15 protein-coding genes and 2 tRNA genes are annotated in these 13,041 nt (G+C 19.7%); 7 read left to right on the top strand and 10 right to left on the bottom strand.

The window, feature by feature from the left end; all coding sequences use genetic code 11:
• The first annotated feature begins 3 nt into the window (after positions 1–3).
• The 4 genes from dnaB to hemW all read left to right on the top strand — a co-directional run bounded on the left by dnaB (position 4) and on the right by hemW (position 4,087).
• On the top strand, positions 4–1,425 hold the full coding sequence (gene dnaB / locus RJU59_RS02170) for a replicative DNA helicase (RefSeq protein ID WP_343128568.1): 1,422 nt from the start codon (positions 4–6) through the stop codon (positions 1,423–1,425).
• 79 nt (positions 1,426–1,504) lie between these two features.
• Positions 1,505–2,473: a glutathione synthase gene (gene gshB, locus RJU59_RS02175; RefSeq protein ID WP_343155125.1), complete on the top strand. Its 969-nt coding sequence runs from the start codon at positions 1,505–1,507 to the stop codon at positions 2,471–2,473.
• A gap of 5 nt (positions 2,474–2,478) precedes the next feature.
• Entirely contained in the window at positions 2,479–2,895 is a 417-nt protein-coding gene (ruvX, locus tag RJU59_RS02180; RefSeq protein WP_343128570.1) for a Holliday junction resolvase RuvX, read from the top strand.
• A 64-nt stretch (positions 2,896–2,959) separates the two neighbouring features.
• Positions 2,960–4,087, top strand: a complete 1,128-nt coding sequence (hemW, locus tag RJU59_RS02185) for a radical SAM family heme chaperone HemW (RefSeq protein ID WP_343155126.1) — start codon at positions 2,960–2,962, stop codon at positions 4,085–4,087.
• 8 nt (positions 4,088–4,095) lie between these two features.
• On the opposite strand, the gene trmB is transcribed toward hemW, so the two are convergent.
• A complete protein-coding gene (gene trmB, locus RJU59_RS02190; RefSeq protein WP_343155127.1) occupies positions 4,096–4,818 on the bottom strand; it encodes a tRNA (guanosine(46)-N7)-methyltransferase TrmB in 723 nt (240 codons plus the stop codon).
• 87 nt (positions 4,819–4,905) lie between these two features.
• Between trmB and mutY the strand changes: the two genes are divergently transcribed.
• Together mutY and RJU59_RS02200 are read left to right on the top strand one after the other, a co-directional pair.
• The gene (gene mutY / locus RJU59_RS02195) at positions 4,906–5,973 is read left to right on the top strand and encodes an A/G-specific adenine glycosylase (protein ID WP_343155128.1); all 1,068 of its coding nucleotides are present in this window, start codon (positions 4,906–4,908) and stop codon (positions 5,971–5,973) included.
• Between the two features lie 3 nt (positions 5,974–5,976).
• A complete protein-coding gene (locus RJU59_RS02200; RefSeq protein ID WP_343128574.1) occupies positions 5,977–6,219 on the top strand; it encodes an oxidative damage protection protein in 243 nt (80 codons plus the stop codon).
• On the opposite strand, the gene sbcB is transcribed toward RJU59_RS02200, so the two are convergent.
• Positions 6,220–7,659, bottom strand: a complete 1,440-nt coding sequence (gene sbcB / locus RJU59_RS02205) for an exodeoxyribonuclease I (protein ID WP_343155129.1) — start codon at positions 7,657–7,659, stop codon at positions 6,220–6,222.
• A 42-nt stretch (positions 7,660–7,701) separates the two neighbouring features.
• Positions 7,702–7,774: transfer RNA gene (locus tag RJU59_RS02210), tRNA-Asn, on the bottom strand.
• Between the two features lie 134 nt (positions 7,775–7,908).
• Here RJU59_RS02210 and RJU59_RS02215 point away from each other — a divergent pair.
• A tRNA-Ile gene (locus tag RJU59_RS02215) sits at positions 7,909–7,981 on the top strand.
• Positions 7,982–8,045: 64 nt separating this feature from the next.
• Here RJU59_RS02215 and dut read toward each other — a convergent pair.
• The 7 genes from dut to RJU59_RS02250 all read right to left on the bottom strand — a co-directional run bounded on the left by dut (position 8,046) and on the right by RJU59_RS02250 (position 12,951).
• Entirely contained in the window at positions 8,046–8,513 is a 468-nt protein-coding gene (dut, locus tag RJU59_RS02220; RefSeq protein WP_343128576.1) for a dUTP diphosphatase, read from the bottom strand.
• A 32-nt stretch (positions 8,514–8,545) separates the two neighbouring features.
• Entirely contained in the window at positions 8,546–9,322 is a 777-nt protein-coding gene (gene cysQ, locus RJU59_RS02225) for a 3'(2'),5'-bisphosphate nucleotidase CysQ (RefSeq protein WP_343155130.1), read from the bottom strand.
• A gap of 172 nt (positions 9,323–9,494) precedes the next feature.
• Positions 9,495–9,950, bottom strand: coding sequence for a 50S ribosomal protein L9 (gene rplI / locus RJU59_RS02230; RefSeq protein ID WP_343155131.1), 456 nt, complete (start codon positions 9,948–9,950; stop codon positions 9,495–9,497).
• A gap of 37 nt (positions 9,951–9,987) precedes the next feature.
• Positions 9,988–10,215: a 30S ribosomal protein S18 gene (gene rpsR / locus RJU59_RS02235; RefSeq protein WP_343128579.1), complete on the bottom strand. Its 228-nt coding sequence runs from the start codon at positions 10,213–10,215 to the stop codon at positions 9,988–9,990.
• 89 nt (positions 10,216–10,304) lie between these two features.
• The gene (gene rpsF / locus RJU59_RS02240) at positions 10,305–10,661 is read right to left on the bottom strand and encodes a 30S ribosomal protein S6 (protein ID WP_343155132.1); all 357 of its coding nucleotides are present in this window, start codon (positions 10,659–10,661) and stop codon (positions 10,305–10,307) included.
• A 146-nt stretch (positions 10,662–10,807) separates the two neighbouring features.
• Positions 10,808–12,574 (bottom strand): VacB/RNase II family 3'-5' exoribonuclease, encoded by a 1,767-nt coding sequence (locus RJU59_RS02245; protein WP_343155331.1) that lies wholly within the window; start codon positions 12,572–12,574, stop codon positions 10,808–10,810.
• Positions 12,523–12,951 (bottom strand): hypothetical protein, encoded by a 429-nt coding sequence (locus RJU59_RS02250; RefSeq protein WP_343155133.1) that lies wholly within the window; start codon positions 12,949–12,951, stop codon positions 12,523–12,525. The genes RJU59_RS02245 and RJU59_RS02250 overlap by 52 nt, the downstream gene beginning before the upstream one ends.
• Between the last annotated feature and the right edge of the window lie 90 nt (positions 12,952–13,041).

Here is a 13,041-nt window from a genome sequence, read left to right on the forward strand (position 1 = left end):
AAAATGGAAAATAAAAAAAAAATAAATAAAATATATGATCGCCAAACTCATCGATTGCAAATCCCTCCTCATTCATTAGAAGCGGAGCAATCAGTATTAGGTGGGTTAATGTTAGATAACGATAAATGGGATTCCATTTCCGAACGAATTGTTTATGAAGATTTTTTTAGCAAACCACATCAAATTATATTTAAAGAAATGCAATATTTATTAGAAATAGGTCAACCTATTGATTTAATTACCTTAGCAGAATCTTTAGAACAAAAAGGACAATTAAAAAATGTAGGTTTTTTTTCTTATTTAGCAGAATTATCTAAAAATACTCCTAGTACAGCTAATATATCTGCTTATGCAGATATTGTTAGAGAAAGGTCAATAGTTAGAGAAATGATATCTGTAGCAAACAAAATTGCAGAATCAGGTTATGACACTAAAGGTAGAAAAAGTGAAGAATTATTAGATTATGCTGAATCTAGTGTTTTTAAAATAGCTGAAAAAAGATTTAGAAACAATTCTGGACCTAAAAATATTATTCAAATACTTGAAAGTACAGTTACTAGAATTGAAAAACTGTTTGATACTCCATTAAATGGAATTACTGGAATAAATACTGGATATCAAGATCTAAATAAAAAAACGTCAGGATTACAACCTTCAGAATTGATTATTATAGCAGCTAGACCTTCTATGGGAAAAACTACTTTTGCTATGAATTTATGTGAAAATATATCTATGATATATGAAAAACCTGTATTAATATTTAGTTTAGAAATGCCCGCTGAACAAATCATGATGCGTATGTTAGCTTCTCTTTCAAGAGTCAACCAAGCAAATATACGAACAGGTAATTTAAATGACGAAGATTGGTCTCGTATCTCAAGTACAATTAATATTTTAATAAAAAAAAAGAACATTTATATAGATGATTCATCTGCTTTAACACCTAGCGAAGTACGATCTAGAGCAAGAAGAATTTATCGTGAAAATAAAGGGTTAAGTGTAATCATGATTGATTATTTACAATTAATGAGAGTTCCTTCATTTTCTGAAAATAGAGCATTAGAGATTGCTGAAATTTCTAGAACATTAAAAGCATTATCAAAAGAACTTCAAGTTCCAATTATAGCATTATCTCAATTAAATAGATCTTTAGAACAAAGATCTGATAAAAGACCAGTAAATTCTGATCTACGAGAATCTGGTTCATTAGAACAAGATGCAGATCTAATCATGTTTATTTATCGCGACGAAGTGTATCATGAAGATACTGATCTCAAAGGAATTGCTGAAATAATAATTGGAAAACAAAGAAATGGACCTGTAGGAACAGTAAAATTAACTTTTAATGGACATTGGTCTAGATTTGATAATTATGCAGACCCATATTATAACAAAAATAATACGTTAAAAAAATCTTACAAATAAAAAATTGCAATAATAATTTAAAATATTTACAATAAAATGTTTATATCATTAAATGTATAATTCTGGAAAAAATAAAAATATGAATATAAAACTTGGTGTAATAATGGATCCAATTAGTTCTATCAATGTTCAAAAAGATTCAACTTTTGCAATGTTAATAGAATCTCAAAAGAGAGGTTTTAAAATTTTTTATATGGAAGTAAAAGATATATTTTGGAAAAATAAAAAAGCATATGGAATATCTAAAATACTCCAAGTAAATTATAATTTAAAGAAATGGTTTAATTTTATTGAAGAAAAAATAATTAATTTATCTGATTTAGATGTAATTTTAATGAGAAAAGATCCTCCTTTTGATATGGAATTTATTTATTGTACTTACATATTAGAATTTGTAGAAAAAACAGGAGTATTAATCATAAATAAACCTAAAAGTTTAAGAAACTGTAATGAAAAAATATTTACTTGTAATTTTAAAAATATAATTCCAAATACATTAATTTCTAAAAATAAAAAAGAAATAAAAAAATTTATTGAAGAAAATAATGAAATTATAGTAAAACCTTTAGATGCTATGGGAGGACATTCCATATTTAAAATATCCAAAGGAGATCCAAATATATCCGTAATAATTGAAACAATGACAAAAAAAGAAAATAGATATTGTATAGCACAAAATTATATTTCAGATATAAAACATGGAGATAAACGAATTCTGATAATTAATGGAAAACCAATTTCTTATTGTTTGGCAAGAATACCTCTAAAAGGAGAAGTAAGAGGAAATTTAGCTTCAGGAGGAATAGGAAAAGTACAACCAATTACTAAAAATGATTTATATATTGTTGAACAAATCTCTAAAACACTAAAAAAAAGAGGTTTATTATTCGTAGGTATAGATATAATCGGAAATTTTTTAACAGAAATAAATATTACTAGTCCTACATGTATAATTGAAATAGAAAAAGAAACGAAAATACCTATTACAAAAAAAATAATTAATATGATTGAAAAAAAAATATATATAATTAAAAAAAGAAGAAAATAAAAAAAATGATTATTGTTGCTTTTGATTTTGGAATAAAAAATATAGGTGTTGCAGTAGGACAAAATATAACGTGTACTTCTAATACTTCAAAATCAATATACTGTAAAAACGGAATTCCTAATTGGATAATTATAAAAAAATTTTTACAAGAATGGAATCCCGATATAATTATCGTAGGATTACCTATAGAAAAAAATAAAAAATTAAAAAAAATTAATAAAAAAGTAAAAAAATTTGCATACGATATAAATAAAAAGTTTAAAATACCTGTACAATTACATAACGAAGAACTTTCTACAAAAGAAGCCAAGTCTATTTTATTTGATCAAGGTGGTAAAAAAAACTTAAAAAAAAAAAAAATTGATGCATTATCTGCAATAATTATATTAGAAAGTTGGTTTTTTTCTATAAAAAAATTATAAATATAAATTTAAATAATACTAAAAATCAATAAATATTACTTATGATTACGATATATTAAAATATATGATTCCTATTAGTTTATACATACATATACCATGGTGTACTAAAAAATGTCCTTTTTGTGATTTTAATTCTTATACAATTAAAACAAAAATAGAAGAAAAAAAATATATTGATTTACTCATACAAGATTTAAAACAAGAATTACCTTTAATTAAAAATAGAAAAATACATAGTATTTTTATAGGAGGAGGCACTCCTAGTTTATTTACAATAAATAATTTAAAAAAATTAATTAAAAAAATTAAAACAATATTATTAATTAATTATAAAATTGAAATTACAATAGAATCTTATCCTTCTGAAAAAGAAAAAAAAAAAATATTACAATACCAAAAAATTGGAATCAATAGAATTTCTTTGGGAATACAAACATTTAATAACAATTATATTAAAAAATTAAATAGAAATTATTTGGAAAAAGATATTATTCAATTATTAAATACATTTAAAAACAAAAAAAAAATATATAATTTTAATATTGACATTATGCATAGTTTACCTGACCAATCAATAGAAGAAGCAATATTAGACCTAAAAAAAGCTATTAGTTTCCAACCAACACATATTTCTTGGTATGAATTAACTATTGAACCAAATACTCCTTTTTACTATAAAAAATTAAATATTCTTTCAGAAAAAAATAAATTAAAAATAATAAGACAAGGAAATAAAATACTAAAAAAAAATGGATATATACAATATGAAATATCTTCGTATTGTAAAAAAAAATATCAATGTAAACACAATGTAAATTATTGGAATTTTGGAGATTATATAGGAATAGGGTGTGGAGCGCATGGAAAAATTACTGATAAAATCAATAATTCAATAATTAGAACTATAAAACACAAACATATTCGAGATTATATTAATGATAATTTTTTACAAAAAAAATACGTTTTAGATACAAAAGAAATAATATTAGAATTTTTTATGAATAAATTGAGATTAAAAAGACCTTTGTTAAAAAAAGATTTGTATAATTTTACAGGTATAAATAAAAAATTTATACAAGAAAATATATTTAAATGTATTCAAAAAGGTTATTTAACAGAAGATAATAAATATTGGAAAATTACTAAAAAAGGAGAATTATTCTTAAATTCATTATTAGAAATTTTTTGTTAAATTAATTTTTATTTCTTAATAAATAACAAATCAAATATTTTTCTACCTTGAGAAATACTTTTTTTTTCAAATTTAGTAATTGGTCGATCAATTATTTTATTTTTTATAAATTCATTTTTAGAAACATCATATAAACAAGAAATATTTTTTGAATTTTTCAATATAAATGTTGAATAAGATTCATCGTCAGTGGTAATATGTAAAAATCCTCCTGATTGAACTTTTTTAGATAATTTTTTTAAAAAAGAATATTGTAATAACCTTCTTTTATTATGTTTTCTCTTTTTCCAAGGATCAGGAAAAAAAATTTGTATTTTATATATTGTATTGTTTGGAATCATATATTTTATAACTTCAGTAACATCACGATATATAATTTTTATATTTTTTAATTTTAAAAAAAATATTTTCTGTACAGAATAAAAAATTCCTGGAAAATATACTTCTACTCCTAAATAATTTTTTTTAGAATTTTTTATAGCTGTTTTTAACAAAGAGTTACCGTATCCAAATCCAATATCTAATATTACAGGATTCGTATTTTTAAAATAAGATTGAAAAAAAATATTTTTATATAAAAAATCTATTCCGCAAAAATACCAATAAATTTTAAATAATTCTATATAAAATTTATTATTTTTTTTTCGTCGTAATACAAAACTACGAATTTCTCTGATAAAAGTTCCTTTTTTATTATATTTTTTTGTAAATATTTCTATATTTTTATTCATATGACCTTAAATTAATTTATTTATTATGAATAAATTCTAAATAAAACATATAATATTATTAAAAAATTTTAAATAATAATAAAAATTATGATTATACAAACTCCTATAGCTCAATTAATAATTAATTGGTTCCATTTTTATGGAAGAAAAGAATTACCTTGGAAAAAAACAAATAAAATATATAAAATATGGATATCAGAAATTATGCTACAAAGAACAAAAGTTTCTACAGTAATACCATTTTATAATAAATTTATTAAAAAATTTCCATCTTTTAAAAAACTAGAAAAATCTAATTTAAATCAAATATTATATTACTGGTCTGGTTTAGGATATTACTCAAGAGCTCATAATATATATAAATCAGTAAAAATAATTAAAAAAAAACATTCAGGAAAATTACCTAATACAATAAAAGATTTAATTAAACTACCAGGAATTGGTAAAACAACAGCGGGTGCTATTTTATCTTTTTCAATTAATTCATTTGTCTCAATATTAGATTCTAATATTGAAAGAGTTTTAAAAAGATTTTACTATATTAAAAATATTAATACAAATAATAATTATAAAAAATATTTATGGAAAGTAATTGAAAAAATAACACCTATACAACAAACAAATAAATTTAACCAAGGTATAATGGATATTGGATCATTAATTTGTACTCCAATAAATCCAAAATGTATTATTTGTCCATTAAAAAATTTTTGCATAAGTTATAAAAAAAAAATTATTTATATAAAAAAATCAAATAATTATAAAAAAAATATTGTATTAAAAAAATATTTTATGATTATTTTACAAAATAAAAACTACGTATTTTTAGAAAAAAGAAAAAAAAATAAAATCTGGAATCAATTATTTTGTTTTCCTTCATTTTTATCCATCAAAAATATTAAAAAATGGTTAATTGAAAAAAAAATACAAATAAAAAAAATAAAAAAATTAAAAAAAATTATACATAAATTAAGTAATTTCAACATGCTAATTATACCTATAATTGTTTTATGTAAAAAAAAAAATATCTATAATTTAAATAAATTATCAAACAATTATATTTGGTTTAACTTATTAAAAAATGATAAAATAGCTGTTCCAAGTCCAATTAAAAAAATATTATTAAATATAAATAAATATATTAGAGAAAAATAAAAAATGAAAAAAAGAATAATTTTTTGTTCTTTTTTTAAAAAAGAACTAGAAGGTCAAAAATTAAAAATTTATCCAGGAAAATTAGGAAAAAAAATTTATAATGAAATATCTGAAAAAGCATGGAAAAAATGGATATTAATTCAAACAAAACTTATTAATGAATTAAAATTAAATATGTTATTAGAAGAAGATCAAAAAAAAATAATAAAAAAAATGAAAATATTTTTTTTTAAAAAAAATAAATAACTAAAAATTTAATGTATATTTAATTGTTTTACAAAAGTATAAATAAATAAAATGTAATATTTTCATATTTTTTTTATTCAATAAATTTTTTTTTTTTAATAATAAATATTTTTTATAATAATTAAGTATATATTTTTTATTAAAAATACATTTTAAATTATCAATCCATATATTTTTTTCTTGTAAAGTCAGAGTATTAAAAAAATTTCTTGCCCGTATGTTAAAAAATAATTTTTCCATACGAGAATCTAAAAATTTAGGTTTTATTGATGAAAAATATTTTGGATTAAGCGTATGAATTATTTTTGCTTTTTTTAAATCAGAAAAATTAAAAAAATTTTCGTAAATTTGTGAATCAACATGACTATTTATATTTTTTTTTTTAAAAATATAATCAGAAAAATAATTTTTTAAAATATTTTTTAAAAAAAATAAGTAATTATTTAAACAAGAATTATAATATAAATATAAGTCAATATTTATATTTAATCGTATTAAATCTTGTTTTCTTAATACATTTATAGGTGATAAAATAGGACATTTATTAATGTATAATAAAACTAAACCGTAAGATAACAGTGTTTTTATATCATCTTGTTCAAAATTTATTTTTTTTATTTTTGATAAAAAATTTTTTATATCATAACTCAAATCAAAAGCGATCCATATATTTGATTCATTAGGATGCTGAAAAATTATTTTAATAACACTAAAATAATTATTTTTTTTTCCAAAAAAACTAGAAATATACAATATTGGAAAATTTTTATAATAATTTATAAAATTTATTATGTTATTTTTTAATCTATTTTTAAAAAAAAAATTAAATAATTTTGGTTGTTTTAAACTAATTAAATTAGCTATTTTAATAGTAGCAAAAACATCAGATAGTGAATCATGGGCAATAAAATCATTTATTTTATTACAATGTGCTAAATTTTCTAATTTTAAACTAACAAAACCAAATTTATCTATAGGCCAAACAATACCCTCAGGTCTTAAAACAAAACAAGCCCGAACTAAATTCAATACATCCCACTTAGAGTTATTATTTCTGTAACTCCAAGAATAAGGATCAAGTAAATTTCTATAAAAAATATTTCTAGTAAACTCATCATCAAATTGAATATTATTAAATCCTAATATACAAGTATTTTTTTTATTAAATATAGAATATATTTTTTTAGAAAAATAAAATTCATTGATACCTTTTTTAAAAGTTATTTGAGGTGTTATTTTATTTAATAATATTGCATCTATATTAGGTAAATAATCATTTGGAGGGAAACAATAATAGGTATTATATTTTTTTATAATATTAAAATTTTGATCAGTTCTAACACAAGAAAATTGACTGGGTTTATCTAAATTAAAATTTGTTCCAAATGTTTCATAATCATAAAACAAAAAATATTTTTTTTTATTTATAATTTTATTCATTAATATTATATATACATAAAATATATGTTTAAAAATTTTTATCTCCTCCGACTGGGATCGAACCAGTGACATACGGATTAACAGTCCGCCGTTCTACCAACTGAACTACAGAGGAATATATTTAATGTTACTACGTATTATTATATTTGTCAAAAAAAAAATATTTTTTTTAATAATTTTTAAAAAAATTAAAAAAATTAATTTTTATGTAGATAATATATTAAAATTGATTTATAATTATTTTAATTCGGCCCTTTAGCTCAGTGGTTAGAGCACGCGACTCATAATCGCTAGGTCGCTGGTTCAAATCCAGCAAGGGCCAAAATAAATTTTTTATTTTTTTTTAAATATTAAAATATTCAAAAAATTATATTAAATATAAAAATTTATAAATATCCAGTATGGCCAAAACCACAAATTCCTCTCTCACTATTAGAATCTTTAAAATCCGACACAATATTAAAAACTGGTCTAATAATATTAAAAAAAGATATTTGAGCTATTCTCATTCCTGGTTTAATAAAAAAAGAAAAATTTTTATTTCTGTTATAAATAGACAGCATTAATTCTCCTTGATAATCAGAATCAATCAATCCAATTGAATTTGATAATATAATTCCATATTTATGACTTAAACCTGATCTAGGAAATACCATTCCAGTGATCAAAGGATCAGAAATATAAATAGATACTCCTGTCGGTATTAATATAGTTTCTTTATATTTCAATATTTCCATTTTTTTACAACATGCTCTTAAATCCAAAGCAGAAGATCCTGTAGTTTCATATTTCAAAAAAGGAAACTCTTTTCCTATTCTAGGATCTATTATTTTTACATCTATTTTTTTTTTCATAATTTAAATTAATATTTTAATTATTAGTATCATTAAAAGGAACTTGCAATAAATCCTGTTTTAATTAAAAAATCAGATTTATTCCCTGTTAGAGAATAATTAATTGATTTTTTATCATCAGACAAAGAATGTAAATATCCTTTTGCGCCTAATAATATAGAATGACCTGCGGCAATATCCCAAGTATGGATATTTCCAAATCGAGGATATAATTGTGCTTTTCCTTCAGCTAAATGACAAAATTTTAAAGATGAACCAATTTTAATAATTTTATCATATGGTATAGATTCTAAGTATTTATTTATTTTTTTGTCAGTGTGTGTTCTGCTAGTTAATACTGTTGCAATTTTTTTTTTTTTTACAAAAATTTTTTTTCTACAATTATTTGAATTAATTATCCATGATTCATTTTTATATGAATAATAGAAAACATTAAAAAATGGAACATAAATTACACCAATTATAGGATTACCATTTTTTATTAAACTAATATTAACAGTAAATTCATTATTTTTGTTAATAAATTCTTTCGTACCATCCAAAGGATCAACTAACCAATACAAATTTTTTTTTTTAACATTTAATAAACTATTCATATTAGATTCTTCTGATATTACAGGAATATCTGGATACAATTTCACAAGATTATTATAAATAATGTTGTGTGATAATATATCAGCATTAGTAACAGGAGAATTATCTATTTTATTTTTTATAGTTATTTTATTGTTAAAAAATAAATGTTTTTTATATATTTTTAATATAGATTGTCCAGCTTGTTTTGATATATTTAATAATTCTTCTATCATTATAAAATAACTCTTTTATTTATATAATTAATATATAATTACGCAAAAAATTTTAAGAGCTTACATTCTATTCTACCTATATAAAATTGTATAGTATATTTATTAAAAATAAGTTTATTATTAAATAATAAAAAAAATAATAATAACTATTTTATTATGAATAAATAAATAATTAAGATTTTTCTGCAACTATTTTTATAATTACATTACAAAATAGATCGGTATGAGGTTGAAATATAATATTGTGTTCACCAATAGTTCTTAGCTTACCTTTTCTTAATTTAAAATTATTTTTTTCTACCTGAATACCTAATTTTAAAACAGATTTATAAATGTCTCGAATACCTATAGAACCAAATAATTTTCCCTCTTCTCCTGATTTAGCATAAATTATAATTGGTTGTATTTTTTTTATTTGATTAATTTTTTCTTTGGATAATGATATTTTTTTGTTCAATTTTTTTTCATGTATTTTTTGCTTTTCATGAAAAAAATTTATATTTTCTTTTGTAGCTAAAATAGCTTTTCCTTTAGGAATTAAAAAATTTCGAGCATATCCAGATTTAACATTTACACAATCTCCTTTACTTCCTATTTTTTGTACTGTTGAAATAAGAATAATTTTCATACAAAATACCCTTTTTACATATATTTTTATTAAAAAATTATTTATGTTGATCTGTATATGGTAACAAAGATAAATAACGAGATATTTTAATCGCTTTTGCCAACTGACGCTGATATCTAGATTTAGTTCCAGTAATACGACTTGGAACAATTTTTCCACTCTCAGTGATATAATTTTTTAAAATATTTATATCTTTGTAATCTATTTCTTTTATTTTTTCTGTAGTAAATCTACAAAATTTTCTTCTTCTAAAATATCGAATCATTGCAATTTTTATCCTTATTAAATTAATTAATATTTTAAATTTAATATAAATATATTTGATATAGTAAAAATACTAAAATATAAAAAATTTTATTTTTTTAATTCAACATTACTATTTTTAGAATCATCTATAGATTTTAAAATAGGAGATATATCTGTTACAGCATTTTTTGTTGTAAGAATTAAATTTCTAATTATCATATCATTAAAACGAAATTTGTTTTCTAAATAATTGATTTCTGAAGTAAGAATTTCAATATTCATTAAAATATAATAAGCTTTGTATATTTTTTTAATAGGATAAGCTAATTGTCTTCTACCCCAATCTTCTACTCGATGAATCTTTCCTTGTTTTAAAATAATAAAATCAGTGATTTCTTTTTTTAATTCAACCAATTTTTCACTATAATCTGGATGAATAATTAATACAATTTCGTAATGTTTCATAATACAAACCTTTTTTGAAAAATTAATTTAAATAATTATTAAAAATTTAAATAAAATAAACTTTTTTATAAAAAAATATAAAATATTTTCATATTATCATCAAAAATATAAAATAGTAATTTTTATATTTTTAAAATTTTAAAAAATTATACCATAGATAATTCTATTTCGTTATCTTGTAAATTTATTGATTTTATTTTAACAGTTATATAATCTCCTAAAAAATATACAGATCCTTTTTTAAAAAATATTTTTTTATTATTTATATCACAAAAAAATGTTTGATTTTTTTTCGAAGTACGAATTATTCCTTCAATAAAAAAATAATTTAGTTTGATATAATAACTATATTTATTTATATTAGAAATAAATCCAAAAAAAATGCATCCTATATAATTCTTCAAAAAACTTTTTTTCATCCAATCAGATATCCATCTTTCTGTATAATCAATATTTTTTTCAACAGAAGATAAATGATCACACATTTTTTTTATATCATAATAATTATAATTATTTTCATTTTTTTTAATAATATCTTTTATTATTCTATGTATGAATAAATCTGAATATCTTCTGATAGGAGATGTAAAATGTGTATATTTTTTTAATGATAATCCAAAATGACCTTTATTAATTGGATTATATACAGCTTTTTTCATAGAACGTAGTAATATATTTTGTATAAAATTATAATTATATTTTTTAGCAATATTTTTCAATAAAAATACATATTCAGAAGAATTTATACTAACTGTATTCAATAAAGGAAGATTTAATTTTTTTAAAATAAAATTTATTTCTATAATACGATCTTTTTTTGGATGATTATGAACCCTAAAAATTCCTATTTCTTTGTTTTTTAACAATAAATCAGATGCTGTATAATTTGTTAAAATCATACATAATTCTATAAATTCATGTATTATATTTCTATTTTTATTTATAATGTTTATAACATTTAAATTTTTATTTGTAATTATCTTAGAATCATGATTTTCAAAGGGAATTTTATTCTTTAATAAACTTGATTTTTTTAAAACTAAATATAAGTCAAAAAAATTTTTTTTAGAATAAAAAAAATTTTTAGATATAAAATTTAATTTTTTATTTTTATTCCAAATTTTTAAAATTTGAGAATAAGTTAATCGTTCTTTAGAACATATTATACTTTTAAAATATTTATAATTTAATAAATCACCAGATTTAGATAAATGAATTTTACAGACCAATGCAAACCTATCAGTATTAGGTTTAAGAGAACAAATATCAGTGGATAACTTATCAGGAAGCATAGATATAACTTGTAATGGTAAATATAAAGACATACCTCTTTTTTTAGCTTCTATATCTATAGGAGTTCCAGTTTTAACAAAATGACTTACATCTGATATTGCAACGAATATAAACCAACTGTTATCAGAATTTTTTTCACAATAAACTGCATCATCAAAATCATATGCGTCTTTATCATCGATGGTAACAAAAGGAATATGTCTAAAATCATACCTATTTTTTTTATGAAAAATATTTTTTTTTTTTTTTATTCCATTAACTTGCTTATATATTTTTTTATTCCATTTATAAGGAATAGAATTCCGAAGTAAAGTAATATCATGAACTACTTTAGAATTCATTGTATTACCTAATAAACGAATTATTTTGCCTTTAATTTTTTTTACATTAGTAAATTTATTTCGATATAATTTTACTAAAACAATATTTTTATGGTGACAAATAAAATTTTTTATATCTTTTATAAAAATTGTAAAACATAAATTAGATTCTATTGGAATAACATATGGTATTTTTTTATCACAATAGTAAGTACTAATAATAGAATCAGAATTAAAATTTAATACTTTTAAAATAATAACTTCACTTCTTTTTTCTTTTTTTTTTTTATAATATAAGATAAAACAATATCTTTATGAATACAAAAATTCATTTCCTTTTCTGATATCCAAAACAAATCTTCACTATTTTTTTTTTTTAAAAACCCATATCTATTAGAATTTCCTATTACTTGTCCTATAATAAAAGAGTTAAAATTAAAATTAAAAAAATATAATTTTTTTGATATTCTTAATTCTTTTTTTAAAATCATTTTTTTTAATTGTAAATTAAATTTATTATTTTGTCGTATTCCTTTAATTCCAATTAAGTCAGATAGTTTTTTTTTAGTTATAGGAATATTTTTTTCAAAAAACCATAATAAAATATTTTTTCTGATTAATGAATTTATATTACAACCTTTATATATTTTTAAAAACTTGTCTGAACTGTGATTCATAAGAAAATTCCAAATAATAAAATATATTTAATTTTTATTAATATAATAAATTTTTTAAAATTTTTACTTTTTTCATAATTAAATTCATGT

Origin of the sequence: Buchnera aphidicola (Kurisakia onigurumii) (genome assembly GCF_039394605.1) — a bacterium.
In the GTDB taxonomy this organism is placed as follows: domain Bacteria; phylum Pseudomonadota; class Gammaproteobacteria; order Enterobacterales; family Enterobacteriaceae; genus Buchnera_I; species Buchnera_I aphidicola_B.

What these genes read in the sequence shown, in the direction of transcription:
- dnaB (WP_343128568.1), top strand. Translation starts at nt 4, where the DNA reads ATGGAAAATAAAAAAAAAATAAATAAAATATATGATCGCCAAACTCAT.
- gshB (WP_343155125.1), top strand. Translation starts at nt 1,505, where the DNA reads ATGAATATAAAACTTGGTGTAATAATGGATCCAATTAGTTCTATCAAT.
- ruvX (WP_343128570.1), top strand. Translation starts at nt 2,479, where the DNA reads ATGATTATTGTTGCTTTTGATTTTGGAATAAAAAATATAGGTGTTGCA.
- hemW (WP_343155126.1), top strand. Translation starts at nt 2,960, where the DNA reads ATGATTCCTATTAGTTTATACATACATATACCATGGTGTACTAAAAAA.
- trmB (WP_343155127.1), bottom strand. Translation starts at nt 4,818, where the DNA reads ATGAATAAAAATATAGAAATATTTACAAAAAAATATAATAAAAAAGGA.
- mutY (WP_343155128.1), top strand. Translation starts at nt 4,906, where the DNA reads ATGATTATACAAACTCCTATAGCTCAATTAATAATTAATTGGTTCCAT.
- RJU59_RS02200 (WP_343128574.1), top strand. Translation starts at nt 5,977, where the DNA reads ATGAAAAAAAGAATAATTTTTTGTTCTTTTTTTAAAAAAGAACTAGAA.
- sbcB (WP_343155129.1), bottom strand. Translation starts at nt 7,659, where the DNA reads ATGAATAAAATTATAAATAAAAAAAAATATTTTTTGTTTTATGATTAT.
- dut (WP_343128576.1), bottom strand. Translation starts at nt 8,513, where the DNA reads ATGAAAAAAAAAATAGATGTAAAAATAATAGATCCTAGAATAGGAAAA.
- cysQ (WP_343155130.1), bottom strand. Translation starts at nt 9,322, where the DNA reads ATGATAGAAGAATTATTAAATATATCAAAACAAGCTGGACAATCTATA.
- rplI (WP_343155131.1), bottom strand. Translation starts at nt 9,950, where the DNA reads ATGAAAATTATTCTTATTTCAACAGTACAAAAAATAGGAAGTAAAGGA.
- rpsR (WP_343128579.1), bottom strand. Translation starts at nt 10,215, where the DNA reads ATGATTCGATATTTTAGAAGAAGAAAATTTTGTAGATTTACTACAGAA.
- rpsF (WP_343155132.1), bottom strand. Translation starts at nt 10,661, where the DNA reads ATGAAACATTACGAAATTGTATTAATTATTCATCCAGATTATAGTGAA.
- RJU59_RS02250 (WP_343155133.1), bottom strand. Translation starts at nt 12,951, where the DNA reads ATGAATCACAGTTCAGACAAGTTTTTAAAAATATATAAAGGTTGTAAT.